Genomic DNA, 12,764 nt, shown 5'->3' on the forward strand with positions numbered 1-12,764 from the left:
CACCGACACCCCTGGAGGAAGCGCGATGACCACAAGAACACTGCTGCGCTCCGGTCACGTGATCTCGATGGACCCCGCCGTCGGTGATCTGCCCCAGGGGGACGTCCTCGTCGAGGACGGCAGGATCGCGGCCGTCGAGCCCGAGATCAGCGCCGACGCAGAAGTCCTGGACATGAGCGGCCACATCGTGATCCCCGGCTTCGTCGACACCCACCGCCACACCTGGGAGGCGCCGATCCGGGGTGTCGCACCCGACGCCACCCTCGACGACTACTTCGTCGACATCCTCGACACCTTCGCACCCCTGTACACCCCGGAGGACGTCTACGCGGCCAACCTCGCGGGCGCGCTGGAGTGCCTCAACGCCGGCATCACCACGCTCGTCGACTGGTCGCACATCAACAACACCCCGGACCACCCGGACGCCGCGATCCAGGGCCTGGCGGAGTCCGGCATCCGCGCGCAGTACGCGTACGGCAGCGCCAACACCTCCCTCGCCGACTACTGGTTCGAGAGCAGGATCGCGATACCGGCCGACGACGTCCGGCGGATCCGGTCGACGCACTTCACGTCGGACGACGGCCTGCTGACCATGGGGCTCGCCACCCGCGGACCCGGCTTCTGCGTCAACGAGGTCGTCGCCGCCGAGTGGGCCCTCGCCCGCGAACTGGGCATCCCGATCACCGTGCACGTGGCCATGGGGCGGCTGGCCGGCCGCTTCGGCATGGTCAAGCAGCTCCACGGCATGGGGCTCCTCGGCCCGGACACCACCTACGTCCACTGCTGCTACTTCAGCGAGGAGGAGTGGCGGATGGTCGCCGACAGCGGGGGCACGGTGTCCGTCGCGCCGCAGGTGGAGCTCCAGATGGGGCACGGCTGGCCGCCCGTGATGCAGGCGATCGAACACGGTCTGCGGCCGTCGCTCAGCATCGACGTCGTCACCACCGTGCCCGGCGACATGTTCACCCAGATCCGCGCGGCCTTCGGCGCCGAACGCGCCCGCGTCAACGCCGACTGCTGGCAGGCCAACATGCCCGTCCCGAGCACCATGCTGACAGCGCGTCAGATGCTGGAGATCGCCACGCTCAACGGCGCCCACGTCGCGGGCCTGGAGGAACGTACCGGCTCCCTGACCCCCGGCAAGCGCGCCGACATCGTCGCGATCGACGCCACCGCGTTGAACGTCGCGCCCGTGCACGACGCGGCGGCCGCGGTGACCCTGTGCGCGGACGTGTCCAACGTGGACACCGTCCTCGTCGACGGCGTGATCCGCAAGCGCGACGGCAGGCTGCTCGCCGACACCGGGCGCGCGCTGCGGCTCGTCGCGCAGGCCCGCGACCGGCTCCTCGCGGTGAAGGAGATGAACAAGGCGAAGGGGGAGCAGGGCGACAAGGGCGAGCGAGGGGAGACGGGGGAGAAGGCCACGGCATGACGAACCACCTGGTGCGCCGCGCGACCGAATCACCCGAGCCGCCGTTCGACGCCCTGGGCCACCGGCGGCGGACGCTGGTCGGCGAGGACGACGGCAGTGTGCACACCGGCTTCGGCCTGTGCGAACTGCGACCGGACGGCCGGGTTCCCGCCCATGTGCACTCGTACGAGGAGAGCTTCCACATCCTCGACGGGGCCGTGGTCCTCGACGTGCCCGAGGGCTCGTACCTGCTGGAGGCGGGTGACTACGGGCTGCTGCCGATCGGTGTCCCGCACGCCTGGCGCGGCGCCGGGGGCACCGGCGGCCGCTGGGCGGACATGCTCGCCCCCGTGCCGCGGGCCCGCTACGGGTACGACACCCAGACGGTGCCGGACCTGCCCGTTCGCGCCCCCGTCCGGGTCGACGTCCGCGACCCGCGCACCCGCTCCTTCGGCCACTTCGAGCCCGGCCAGATGGACCCGGGCAAGCAGTCCCAGGACCTGCTGGCCGTCACGGCGAGCATGCGCACCGCGCTCCTGGTCTACAGCGGCATCACCGTGAAGATGATGGTCGACAGCGACCTGGGCGCGGTCGGCTCGACGATGTTCATGGTGCAGTACGCGTCCGACGGCGTCATCGGCACCCACGACCACCCCTTCGAGGAGACGTACCTGATCCTGGAGGGCGTCGCCGAGACCACCCTCGACGGGGAGCGGTACCGGCTGGAGCCCGGGGACCTGGCATGGGCGGGCGCCGGCTGTGTGCATGGGTTCGTCAATGCCGGGCAGGGGCCCCTGCGGTGGCTGGAGACCCAGGCACCGCAGCCACCGTCGCGGCACGCGTACCGGTTCACCAGGGACTGGGACTATCTGCGCCACGCGCTGGAGGAGGGGCCATGAGCAGTGTCCTTGTCGTCGGCGGCACGTCGGGCATCGGCCTCGCGTTCGCCCGGGCCCGCGCCGAGCGTGGCGACGAAGTCGTCCTGACCGGCCGTGACGCCCACCGCGCCGACCTGATCGCCAAGGAGTTCGGCGCCCGGGGTATCGCCCTCGACCTGGCGCGGCCGCTGGAGATCGCGGCGTCGCTGGCCGGCCTGGGACGCGTCGACCATCTGGTGCTCGCGGGCGTCTCCCGGGACGACAACAAGGTGAACGAGTACGACATCGACGCCGCGCTGCGGCTGGTCACCCTCAAGCTCGTCGGCTACACCGAGGTCGTGCACACGCTGCGGTCCCGGCTGCACGACGACAGCGCCATCGTGCTCTTCGGCGGCCAGGCCAAGGAACGCCCCTATCCGGGGGCGACGACGGTGGCGACGGTCAACGCGGGTGTGCGGGGCCTGATGAACTCCCTCGCGGTCGAACTCGCTCCCGTCCGGGTCAACGCGGTGCATCCCGGCATCGTCGGCGACAGCCCGTACTGGCAGGCCAAACCGGAGAAGGTCCTCGACGTGCTGCGCACCGAGACGCCCACCGGGCGCCTGGCCTCCATGGCGGACGTGGTGGACGCGGTCGACTTCCTGTTGCGCAACCGGTCGGTCAACGCGGTGGAACTGCCCGTGGACGGGGGATGGTTGCTGGGATGAGTACGGGCCGGGAGGGGCAGGCGGCCCGCCACAGGGGCCAGGCGGCCCGCAGGGGTCAGGCGGCCCGCCGCAGCGTGTCCTCGGCGACGTCCTTGTCCACCGCCGCCCGGACCAACGCCGCGGCGAGGACGGCCGGATCGGTCCGCCCGGCCAGTTCGGTGAGACGGTCAGGGTCCTTCGGCAGCTTCAGCCGCTCGGCACCCTGGAGGGCCTTGGCGTCGAGGTACGGGGCGGCCTCCGGCCACACACCCTGTACCTCGCGCAGGAAGATGTCGGCACCGGCCGGGCCCATCCCGGGGAACTCCTGGAGCAGGTGGCGCAGTTCGGAGACCTCGCCGTCCGCCTCGCGGCGCAGCCGTCGCAGATCCCCGCCCCATCGTTCGTTCAACAGCTGGGCCGCATCGCCGAGTTGGGTGGCGGTACGCTCGTCGTAGCGCCGGTAGCCGCCCCGGCCGAGCGCGTCCACCCGCTCCTGCCAGTCGGCCTGCGCCATGCGACGCGGGTCGCGCAGCCCCGCCTCGTGCAGGGCACGGGCGGTGGCCAGCGCGATCGAGCCGCGGATGCGGGCGCTCAGCAGATGGGCCAGCACCAGCAGCCGGTACAGCGGCTGCGGGGTGTCCTTCAGCCGGATGCCCGCCTCGTCCGCGTACGTCCGGCCATGCGCGTCGAGAAGTTCGCGCACGACGCGCTCCTGCCGGTCCACGACTACCCCTTGAGGGGATCGTGGCCGACCGTCATCAGCCGACGCCGGCGGCGCGTGTCCTCGGCCGTCACCTCGGGCTCCGGCTCGTTCTCCACGTCCACCTGCGAAGTCACCGTGTCCACGACCTTCCGCATCACCCGCAGGTCGTCCTCGGTCAGGTCGGTGCGCCGTTTCTGGAGGATCGCCAGGACGTGCTGCCCGGTCTGCGTACCCGCCTGGTCGGGCAGCGGCTCCGCGTCCTCGTCGGCGTCCCGCATCCGCAACCAGGCCGCGAGCTCCTGCGAGGTCATGTTCACCACGCGGTGGAAGTCCTCCCACAGCGCGTCGAGTTCAAGGGCGTCGGTCATCACATGCCCCTTCCGTACGTACGTGCGCGCTGGTCAGCTCTCGCGGGGGAAGTTCTCGGCGTCGAACATCCACCGCTGCTTCTCCAGCTCGGCGGTGATGCTGATCAGCAGGTCCTGGGTGACCAGGTCGGCCTTCTCGGTCGCGTCGATGCGCTCGCGCAGCCGGCCGATGGCGTCCTGGAGGGACTCCACCATCACCTGCACGGCGTCCGAGTCGCGCACCCAGCCCTCCTTGGGGGCGGGCAGGGTGAAGGCCTTGGCGATGGTCTCGGGCCGGCCGTCCGGCGGGACGCCGAGAGCCGCGGACCGCTCCGCCACCGTGTCGGCGAAGTTCCGCGCGGCCGAGACCACCTCGTCGAGCTGGAGGTGGATCGACCGGAACCGCGGTCCGACGATGTTCCAGTGCGCCTGCTTCCCGATCAGCGAGAGTCCGAGCAGATCCACCAGGGTGTCCTGGAGTGCCTCGCAGGAGACCCGGCGGGCCTCGTCGGGCAGTGTGCTCCGCACAGCCGTCATAGGGCGCTTCTCCTTCTCGCGTCGTTCCTCGTGGTCCGGAGCAGTGCGTCGCGCTCCTCCTCACAGGTTCCGCCCCACACGCCCGCGGCCTGGCCGCTGCTCAGCGCGAAGCTCAAGCACTGGTCGGTCACCGGGCAGCGCCCACAGATCCGCTTCGCGGCGTCGACGTCCCGCAGGGCCGGACCTGCCGTGCCCACGGGGAAGAACAACTCGGGGTCCTCGTCCACACAGGCGGCACTCCGCAACCACTCCATGAACGCGCGGGTGCCCCGGCGCCCCGGGGGCAAACCCGATGCGGAAGCACACAGACCGGTTGTTTGGCCTGCGATAACGCCCCTGAGGGGCGCTTCTGCCCCCGGAATCTTCACAGGGTGCGGACCAAGGGTCTATAGTTCGAAACTAGCGGTGCTAATTAAGTGGTGTGAGGAGTCCTCTCGTGCGTCCCGTCCACTTCGCGGCCGCCCGCCGCACCCCCATCGGCAAGCTGCGGGGATCCCTTTCCCCGGTACGGCCCGACGACCTCGCCGCGACCGTCGTCCGCGCCCTGGTCGGCGACGCGCCCGCACTCGACCCGGCCCGGATCGACGACGTCTACTGGGGTGCCGCCAACCAGGCCGGCGAGGACAACCGCAACGTCGCCCGCATGGCCGCGCTGCTCGCCGGCCTCCCCGAGTCCGTGCCCGGCGCCACCGTCAACCGCCTCTGCGCGTCCGGCCTGGAGGCGGTGACCACGGCGGCCCGCACCATCGCCGCCGGCGAGGCCGACATCGTGATCGCGGGCGGTTCCGAGTCGATGAGCCGCGCCCCCTTCGTCCTGCCCCGCCCCGACGAGGCCCTGCCGCACCGCATCGAGACCGCCGACACCCGCCTCGGCTGGCGCCTGGTCAACCCCGCGATGCGGGACCTGCACGGCCTGCTCTCCATGGGTGAGACGGCGGAGGAGGTCGCCGCGCGGTACGGCATCCCCCGGGAACGCCAGGACGACTTCGCCCTGCGCAGTCACCAACGCGCCGCCCTCGCCCGCAAGAACGGCCACTTCGACGACGAACTCCTGCCCGTGGAACGCCCTGACGGGGTCGTCGTCGACACCGACGAGTGCGTCCGCGAGGACACCTCGTACGAGAAGCTGTCCCGGCTGAAGCCGGTCTTCCGGGACGGCGGCACGGTCACCGCGGGCAACGCCTCCCCGATGAACGACGGCGCCGCGGGTCTCCTCCTGGTCAGCGAGGACGCCCTGCACGAGCTGGGCCTGGAGTCCCTGGGCCGTTACGTCGCCGGAGCCTCCGCGGGTGTCCACCCCGACGTCATGGGCATCGGCCCGGTCCCCGCCACCCGCAAGGCACTGACCCGAGCCGGCTGGGACATCGGCGACCTGGACGAGGCCGAGTTCAACGAGGCCTTCGCGGCCCAGGCCCTGGCCTGCGTGGACCAGCTCGGCATCGACCCCGACCTGGTCAACCCGAGCGGCGGAGCCATCGCCCTCGGCCACCCGCTGGGCTGCTCGGGCGCCCGCATCCTGACGACGCTGCTCCACCGGATGCGGCGAACCGGGGCGGCTCGGGGCCTGGCGACGATGTGTGTCGGGGTGGGGCAGGGGAGCGCGCTGCTGGTGGAGCGGGCGTAGCCGCCCTGGCCGAGCCGCTCAGCCGGCACCGTTCAGCGGGTGTCAGTGGTCGGTTGCCGGGCTGCCGAGCAGGCCGGTCGCCGGGCGGAGTCATCCGCCGAGAGCGGTCGGGCCGAGGCCGGTCGGCAGCCGGCGCACGGCCAGCGCCACGGCCTCCCGCGCTGTCCCGAACAGGCCGAGGTCGGGAGTGACGAAGCCCCTGCCCACTCCGTACATGCCGTCGCTGCCCGCGGTCAGGCACGGCCCGACGACGGTCAGACGCGGCCGTGTCGTGGTCGAGAAGCGCAGCGCCCAGTGGCTCGTGAACGGGTACAGCGCGCGCAGCGCCGGCTCGGCGTACGCCGCCTCGATCAGCGCCTGGTACGCCTTCTGCCAGGCGTACTCCAGTTCGCTCGCCTCCTGGCGCACGCCCTGCCACTCGGATTCCGTCAGGAGCGCGGGATCGTCGTCGGGTACATCGAACCGGCCGGTCAGGTGCACGAAAGGTGCCGACCGGCGGATGTCCTCCAGGGCCGCCCCGTCGTGCCACGCCCGGGCCGCCCTGGCGACCTCTGCCAGGTCGTCCGTCCTGCCGTCGACGAGAGGCAGGCCCTGGAACCGTTCCTCGCCCCGGACCGACCAGCGCCGTTCGTGCAGCCATGCGCTGATCCGCAGCGGCTCGCGGTGGGGCAGGACGCCGGCGACCGTCGCGTGGAGCAGCGGAGCCGAACCCGCAGACGTGACGGCGACGGCGTCGAGGCAGCCTTCCGCTTCGGCCCGGAGCGCTGCCGCGAGGCTGCCGCGGGCTGCGACATCGGGGTACAGCACGGCGGGATCAGGAGGTGTGGTCACGGCCGCTGATTGTGCCCGACGGGCGAGACGGCCCTGCGAGCCCCGGTTCGTTGCACATAGCATCAGTGCTCGCATGAACACGATGACGCTCTGGCACATCACCGGCTGGGAGTTCGCCGCACTCGCCTTCGCGGCCCTGCTCGTCGGTTTCTCGAAGACCGCCGTGAGCGGGGCCAACACGGTCAGCCTCGCCATCTTCGCCGCGGTGCTGCCCGCCCGCGCCTCCACCGGCGTGCTGCTGCCGGTTCTGATCGCCGGTGACCTGCTCGCCGTCGCGACCTACCGGCGGCACGCCCACTGGCCCACGCTGTGGCGGCTGTTCCCGGCAGTCGCCGCGGGCGTCGTCGTCGGCACGGTGTTCCTCATGTGGGCGGACGACGCGATCGTACGGACCTCGATCGGCGCGATCCTGCTGCTGATGGCCGCGGTGACGGTCTGGCGCAGGCGGGTGGCGGAGGCGGAACAGGAGCCGGAGTCGGTCACCAGCCGGGCGGGCCGGGTGAAGGCCCGCTCCTACGGCGTCCTCGGCGGCTTCACCACCATGGTCGCCAACGCCGGCGGCCCGGTGATGTCGATGTACCTGCTGTCCGCGGGCTTCCGCAAGCTCGGCTTCCTCGGCACGTCGGCCTTCTTCTTCCTGATCGTCAACGTCTCCAAGCTGCCCTTCAGCGCCGGTCTCGGTCTGATCGACGGCCGCTCCCTGCTCCTCGACCTGGCGCTCGTGGTGTTCGTCGTGCCCGGCGCGTTCTTCGGCAAGTGGGCGGTCAACAAGATCAACCAGCGGCTGTTCGAACAGCTGGTCATCGCGGCGACGGTCGTCGGCGGCCTGCAACTACTGCTGCGCTGAACCCCGCAGCAGCGCCGGAAGGTCCGCGAAGGAGTCGATCACGTGGTCGGGCGGTCCACCGGCGGCGCGGAGGTCCTCCGGCTGGAACTTGCCGGTCCGGACGAGAACCCCGGTGACCCCGGCCCGCTGCGCCGCGAGCACGTCGGACTCGACGTCGTCCCCGACCATCACGGCCTCGCCCGCACCGGCGCCCAGCCGGGCGAGCGCCGCCTCGAAGAACGCCCGGGCCGGTTTCCCGGTGATCTCGGCCTCCATCCGGGCGGCCTGCTCCAGCCCGGCCAGGAACGCCCCCGAGTCCAGCCGCAGCCCCTCGGCCGTACGCCAGTACAGGTTGCGGTGCATCGCCACCAGCCGGGCCCCGCGCTGGAGATGCCCGAAGGCCCGGTCCAGCGCCGTGTAGCCGAACTCCGGACCGGCCCCGCCGATCAGCACCACGTCCGGCACGGTGCCGGAGTCCGCCGGGTCGACGACGGTGACACCGTTCAGGTCCTCCGCGATGTCGCCGCTGTTCAGCAGGGCACACCGGGCGCCCGGACAGTGCTCGGTGAGATAGGCGGCGGTGGCGGCGGGCGCGGTCAGGATGTCCTCGGCGGACACCGGGAACCCCGCGTCGGCGAGCGTCCCGGCGATCGACGCCCGCGTCCGGGACGTCGTGTTCGTGACCAGCAGCACGGCGAGCCCGGCTTCCCGGATCTCCCGCAGCGCCTCCACGGCCCCCGGCAAGGGCCGCCACGAGACGGTCAGCACTCCGTCGATGTCGACGAGCACGGCACGCACGGACTCCATGACGGGACGATATCCACCGGAACCCGGACGCGCCCCTCCGCAACCGTCCCGGAGCGCCGACCCGGCCATGCTCCACTCACCTGGGCCCGCTCGTGTTGCCGGGTGCGTCTCGGTCGTCGGGCCTGCTGGTGTTGCCGGGTGTGGCTCGTGTCGCCTGGCTTAAACCGCTCACGGGAAACCCGCCCATGTCACCGGCCCCGCTCATGTCGCCCGGCTCCGCTCTGCTCACCGCGCCCCGCTTGTCGCCGGTGCCTTCGCCGGCCCGCTCGGCAGCCCGTGGCTCAGGTCCTCCACCAGCAGCCGCTTCGCGATCGCGTCGACCGCGATCCGCAGGTCGCTGTCCGACGGGCGGCCGATGTCCTGCCCCAGCCGGTCCTCCAGCCAGCGGGCCCAGGCCCTGCTGATGACCGCGGCCTCGCGGGCGCCGGCCTCCGTGTGGGAGAGGAGGGAGCCGTCGCGGGTCAGGAACCCCTCGTCGACCATCCGCTCGAAGACCGGCAGCAGCACCTCGGGCGGCATCCGGCGCCGCGCGGCGATCAGCCCGAGGCTGGCATGACCGACCATGCGCGTGAACAGCTCGACCTGCATCACCGCCCAGGCACCCGCCACGTCGAGCCGGGTGTCGGACTCCAGGACGATCCGGCGTGTGGTGTCCAGGTCCGTACTGCCGATGATCTTGCCGAGGGCGGCCTCCAGCACCCGCTGGGAGTCCGCGCCGTGCGGTGAGGCGAAACCCTCGCCCATGTCGGTCGACCCCGTCCGCGCGGTGTCGCGCAGCCGGACCTGCTTGAGGAACAGGGCGACGAGAAAGCCCAGCGCGGCGACCGGCACCGTCCACAGGAACACGGTCTGGAGGGTGTCGGCGTAGGCGTCGATGATCGGGGCGGCCGTGGCCGGCGGCAGTTGGTGCACGCCGTCCGGGCTGGTCGCCGCCCTGGCGACCACGCCCGGTTCCACGCCCCCGGTCCGCGCCGCCAGCGTCACCCCCTCGCGGAGGTTGGGCGCCAGCGCGTTGGTGTAGATCGTGCCGAAGACGGCCGTGCCGAACGAACTGCCCAGCGTACGGAAGAAGGTCACCCCGGAGGTCGCCGTGCCCAGGTCGGCGTAGTCGACGGTGTTCTGCACCGCGATCGTCAGCACCTGCATGCACAGGCCGATGCCGGTACCCATGACGAACATGTACAGGGACTCCAGCCACGCACCCGTGTCCGGCCCCATGAGGGACATCAGGAACAGTCCGGCGCCCATCACCAGCGCGCCGACGATCGGGAAGATCCGGTACCGCCCGGTCCTGCTGACGACGCCGCCGCTGAAGACCGACGCGATGAGCAGCCCGGCCACCATCGGCAGCGTCCGCACGCCGGAGACCGTGGCCGAGTCACCGTCTACGTACTGCAGGTACGTGGGCAGATACGTCAGCGCGCCGAGCATCGCGAAGCCGACGATGAAGCTCAGCACCGAGCAGACGGTGAACACCGGGTTGCCGAACAGCCGCATGGGCAGCATCGGTTCCCGCGCCCGGGTCTCCACCCAGCAGAACAGGCCGAGGGCGGTCACCCCGCCCACGAACAGCGCGATGATCACGCCCGAGCCCCACGCGTACTCGTTGCCGCCCCAACTCGTCGCCAGGATCAGGGCGCTGGCGCCGACCGCGACGAGCGCGATGCCCAGATAGTCGATGACCGGCCGGGAGACCGCCTTCACGACCGGGATGGTGCGGGCGGCGGCCGCGACGACGACGATCGCGATGGGGACGTTGACGTAGAACGCCCACCGCCACGTCAGGTGGTCGGTGAACAGCCCGCCGAGCAGCGGCCCGATGACCGTGGACACACCGAACACCGCGCCGATCGCGCCCTGGTACTTGCCGCGCTCGCGCAGCGGGATGACGTCGGCGATCAGCGCCATCGAGGTGACCATCAGCCCGCCCGCGCCGATGCCCTGCATCGCCCGCCAGGCGATCAGCAGCGACATGTTGGTGGCCAGACCGCACAGGAACGAGCCCGTGATGAACACGATCGCCGAGACCTGGAAGACCACCTTGCGGCCGAACAGGTCGCCGAACTTGCCGACCAGCACGGTCGCGACGGTCTCCGCGAGCAGGTACGAGGTGACCACCCACGACATGTGGTCCGCCCCGCCCAGGTCCGAGACGATGGTCGGCAGAGCGGTGCCGACGATGGTCTGGTCGAGGGCCGCGAGCAGCATCCCCAGCATGATCGTCACGAAGACGACGTTGCGGCGACGGGTGTCCAGCACCGGGGGCTGGGAGGCGGGCAGTGCGGTTTCCTCCACGACGGTCACGACGTCACCTTCACACCTGTGGGCTACGTGCGCATGCCAGAACGTCCGCACGGGTGCCCGGTGATGTGCGCGCCAGTCGTGTCAGTCGCGGGGGTGCCGGCGCAGCAGATACGTGTCCATGATCCAGCCCTTGCGCTCACGGGCCTCGGCACGCAGCCGCTCGATGCGGGGGGCGGCCTCGGCGATCGGGCCGGAGACGAGGATCTCGTCCGGGGTGCCGATGTAGGCGCCCCAGAAGATGTCGACGTCGTCCTGCGCGTACCGCCGGAAGGCCTGGTGGGCGTCGAGCATCACCACCACGTCGTCCACGCCCTCCGGGAAGCCCTCCGCGAGTCGCCGGCCGGTGGTGATCTGCACGGGCCGGGCGACCCGGTTGAGCCCCGTCCGGTGCCGGGCGGCGAGCGCCGAGACGCTGGATATGCCCGGCACGACGTCGTACTCGAAGGCCACCGCGCCCCGCTCCAGCACCTCCTCCAGGATCCCCAGCGTGCTGTCGTACAGCGCGGGGTCGCCCCACACCAGGAACGCGCCGGTCTCCTCCGCGCCGAGTTCCTCGCCGATCAGCCGCTCGTAGATTCCGGCGCGGGCGCTGCGCCAGTCCCCGACGGCGGGGGAGTAGGCCGCGCCGCCGGCGGCCCGGTCCCGCTCCGGGTCACGGGCCTCGACGACCCGGTACGACGTCCCGTCCGGTATGTGTGCGTCCAGCATCTCCCGCCGCAGCCGGGTGAGGTCGGCCTTCACCTCGCCCTTGTCCAGGACGAAGAACACGTCCGTACTCCGCAGCGCCCGGACCGCCTGGAGGGTGAGCTGCTCGGGGTCGCCCGCGCCGATACCGATGACATGAATCTTCCGCACGCCGACGAGTCTCCCCCACCCCACTGCCAACCCCCGACGCGCCCCACTCCAGCGCGCGCCCGGCGCGCCCCTCGCCCCTGCTCGGTGTTGTGGGCCGGAGCTGCGTCTCTGCGGCCGCTGGCCGCGGGTGGTGCGCCGCGTCCGTGCTCGCTCCTGGCCGTGTGCCCGTGCCCGTGCCGCACCGGGTGGCCGGGCCGGGCGCCCCAGATCACGGCACCAGCCTGTGGCCCCAGCCTCAGCGCCCCGCGTCCGTACCCCGCAAGCGGGGCGCCCGAGCCCCCGCGTCCACCGGGCTGCCCTCCCGTTCCACCTCCTCGGCCAGCTCCCTTGCCCAGGCGGCGACGCTGCCGATGTCGATTCCGTGCGGCGTCGCCTCGCCGGAGGCGGATGCCCACTCCTCGGCCGCGCCCGCGCCGCGCCGCAGCAGGCGCGCCCCGCCCGTGAGGTTGCCGCGGGCGGTGTGTGTCAGGCCGACTGCGAGCTGGGCGAGGCCGCGCCACAGTTCCCGCTCCACGTCCGGGCCCGACTTCCAGGCGTCCTCGAAGACCTCGTGCGCGTGGAACGGTTTCCCCTCGTCCAGCAGCCGCTGCGCCTCGGTGACGGTCTCCTGCGGGGTGCGGACGACGCCCTCGGGCTGCCGGGGCACACCGGGCGCGTCGTACGGCAGGGGCCGGCCGAGGCCGTCCCGCGGCCGGGCGTTGCGCGCCCGGCCCTCGCTGTCGCGGTCCCGGGCGCCGGCCGGGCCGCCCGCGGAGGTGCTCCTCGTGCTTCCCATATGCCCCGGGGCTCCCGCGGTTCCCGTGCTTCCTGTGTTCTCCGAGCTTCCCCTGCTGTCTGTGCTGCCCATACGGCGATTGTCCCGCGCCCCGGGCCGATTTTCGGTGCGGCCCGGGGCGTGGGGTAAAGTGCTGTTCGCGCGATCACGCGGTTCACCGCGGTGGGCGCGCACCGGGAC

Annotated in this window: 14 protein-coding genes; 5 read left to right on the forward strand and 9 right to left on the reverse strand. The window is 72.0% G+C overall.

Annotated features, from left to right (window positions below):
* Nucleotides 1–25: 25 nt before the first annotated feature.
* From GTY47_RS26230 to GTY47_RS26240, 3 genes are read left to right on the forward strand one after another with little or no spacing between them, the layout of a single operon-like run.
* On the forward strand, nt 26–1,432 hold the full coding sequence (locus tag GTY47_RS26230; protein ID WP_010044719.1) for an amidohydrolase family protein: 1,407 nt from the start codon (nt 26–28) through the stop codon (nt 1,430–1,432).
* The gene (locus GTY47_RS26235; protein ID WP_010044720.1) at nt 1,429–2,310 is read left to right on the forward strand and encodes a cupin domain-containing protein; all 882 of its coding nucleotides are present in this window, start codon (nt 1,429–1,431) and stop codon (nt 2,308–2,310) included. The genes GTY47_RS26230 and GTY47_RS26235 overlap by 4 nt, the downstream gene beginning before the upstream one ends.
* Entirely contained in the window at nt 2,307–2,996 is a 690-nt protein-coding gene (locus tag GTY47_RS26240) for an SDR family oxidoreductase (protein WP_010044722.1), read from the forward strand. The genes GTY47_RS26235 and GTY47_RS26240 overlap by 4 nt, the downstream gene beginning before the upstream one ends.
* A gap of 55 nt (nt 2,997–3,051) precedes the next feature.
* On the opposite strand, the gene GTY47_RS26245 is transcribed toward GTY47_RS26240, so the two are convergent.
* Genes GTY47_RS26245 through GTY47_RS26260 form a run of 4 tightly spaced genes read right to left on the reverse strand, consistent with a single transcriptional unit; the run spans nt 3,052 to nt 4,816 of the window.
* Nucleotides 3,052–3,699 (reverse strand): endonuclease, encoded by a 648-nt coding sequence (locus GTY47_RS26245; protein ID WP_010044725.1) that lies wholly within the window; start codon nt 3,697–3,699, stop codon nt 3,052–3,054.
* A gap of 2 nt (nt 3,700–3,701) precedes the next feature.
* Nucleotides 3,702–4,046: a DUF3140 domain-containing protein gene (locus tag GTY47_RS26250; protein WP_010044727.1), complete on the reverse strand. Its 345-nt coding sequence runs from the start codon at nt 4,044–4,046 to the stop codon at nt 3,702–3,704.
* Between the two features lie 33 nt (nt 4,047–4,079).
* Entirely contained in the window at nt 4,080–4,562 is a 483-nt protein-coding gene (locus tag GTY47_RS26255) for a DNA starvation/stationary phase protection protein (protein WP_010044729.1), read from the reverse strand.
* Nucleotides 4,559–4,816: a WhiB family transcriptional regulator gene (locus GTY47_RS26260; protein WP_029181517.1), complete on the reverse strand. Its 258-nt coding sequence runs from the start codon at nt 4,814–4,816 to the stop codon at nt 4,559–4,561. The genes GTY47_RS26255 and GTY47_RS26260 overlap by 4 nt, the downstream gene beginning before the upstream one ends.
* A gap of 182 nt (nt 4,817–4,998) precedes the next feature.
* Between GTY47_RS26260 and GTY47_RS26265 the strand changes: the two genes are divergently transcribed.
* Complete coding sequence (locus tag GTY47_RS26265; RefSeq protein WP_010044732.1) at nt 4,999–6,186, forward strand: thiolase family protein; 1,188 nt, start codon at nt 4,999–5,001, stop codon at nt 6,184–6,186.
* A 90-nt stretch (nt 6,187–6,276) separates the two neighbouring features.
* Here the strand turns inward: GTY47_RS26265 and GTY47_RS26270 are convergent, their stop codons facing one another.
* Nucleotides 6,277–7,017, reverse strand: a complete 741-nt coding sequence (locus GTY47_RS26270) for a DUF6193 family natural product biosynthesis protein (protein ID WP_029181518.1) — start codon at nt 7,015–7,017, stop codon at nt 6,277–6,279.
* A gap of 73 nt (nt 7,018–7,090) precedes the next feature.
* Between GTY47_RS26270 and GTY47_RS26275 the strand changes: the two genes are divergently transcribed.
* The gene (locus tag GTY47_RS26275) at nt 7,091–7,864 is read left to right on the forward strand and encodes a sulfite exporter TauE/SafE family protein (RefSeq protein WP_010044733.1); all 774 of its coding nucleotides are present in this window, start codon (nt 7,091–7,093) and stop codon (nt 7,862–7,864) included.
* Here the strand turns inward: GTY47_RS26275 and GTY47_RS26280 are convergent.
* From GTY47_RS26280 to GTY47_RS26295, 4 genes are all read right to left on the reverse strand, one after another.
* A complete protein-coding gene (locus tag GTY47_RS26280; RefSeq protein WP_010044734.1) occupies nt 7,850–8,650 on the reverse strand; it encodes an HAD-IIA family hydrolase in 801 nt (266 codons plus the stop codon). The two genes, GTY47_RS26275 and GTY47_RS26280, sit on opposite strands and share 15 nt — an antisense overlap.
* Before the next feature lie 225 nt (nt 8,651–8,875).
* Nucleotides 8,876–10,954 carry an MDR family MFS transporter gene (locus GTY47_RS26285; protein WP_010044735.1) on the reverse strand — a complete coding sequence of 693 codons (2,079 nt, stop codon included), beginning with the start codon at nt 10,952–10,954 and terminating at the stop codon, nt 8,876–8,878.
* A gap of 81 nt (nt 10,955–11,035) precedes the next feature.
* Entirely contained in the window at nt 11,036–11,809 is a 774-nt protein-coding gene (gene cobF / locus GTY47_RS26290) for a precorrin-6A synthase (deacetylating) (protein ID WP_010044737.1), read from the reverse strand.
* Between the two features lie 235 nt (nt 11,810–12,044).
* Nucleotides 12,045–12,584: a DUF309 domain-containing protein gene (locus GTY47_RS26295; RefSeq protein ID WP_010044739.1), complete on the reverse strand. Its 540-nt coding sequence runs from the start codon at nt 12,582–12,584 to the stop codon at nt 12,045–12,047.
* Nucleotides 12,585–12,764: the final 180 nt, after the last annotated feature.

The organism is Streptomyces sp. SID5464 (assembly GCF_009862985.1).
Taxonomy (GTDB): domain Bacteria; phylum Actinomycetota; class Actinomycetes; order Streptomycetales; family Streptomycetaceae; genus Streptomyces; species Streptomyces chartreusis_D.

What these genes read in the sequence shown, in the direction of transcription:
- GTY47_RS26230 (WP_010044719.1), top strand. Translation starts at nt 26, where the DNA reads ATGACCACAAGAACACTGCTGCGCTCCGGTCACGTGATCTCGATGGAC.
- GTY47_RS26235 (WP_010044720.1), top strand. Translation starts at nt 1,429, where the DNA reads ATGACGAACCACCTGGTGCGCCGCGCGACCGAATCACCCGAGCCGCCG.
- GTY47_RS26240 (WP_010044722.1), top strand. Translation starts at nt 2,307, where the DNA reads ATGAGCAGTGTCCTTGTCGTCGGCGGCACGTCGGGCATCGGCCTCGCG.
- GTY47_RS26250 (WP_010044727.1), bottom strand. Translation starts at nt 4,046, where the DNA reads ATGACCGACGCCCTTGAACTCGACGCGCTGTGGGAGGACTTCCACCGC.
- GTY47_RS26255 (WP_010044729.1), bottom strand. Translation starts at nt 4,562, where the DNA reads ATGACGGCTGTGCGGAGCACACTGCCCGACGAGGCCCGCCGGGTCTCC.
- GTY47_RS26260 (WP_029181517.1), bottom strand. Translation starts at nt 4,816, where the DNA reads ATGGAGTGGTTGCGGAGTGCCGCCTGTGTGGACGAGGACCCCGAGTTG.
- GTY47_RS26275 (WP_010044733.1), top strand. Translation starts at nt 7,091, where the DNA reads ATGAACACGATGACGCTCTGGCACATCACCGGCTGGGAGTTCGCCGCA.
- GTY47_RS26280 (WP_010044734.1), bottom strand. Translation starts at nt 8,650, where the DNA reads ATGGAGTCCGTGCGTGCCGTGCTCGTCGACATCGACGGAGTGCTGACC.
- GTY47_RS26295 (WP_010044739.1), bottom strand. Translation starts at nt 12,584, where the DNA reads ATGGGAAGCACGAGGAGCACCTCCGCGGGCGGCCCGGCCGGCGCCCGG.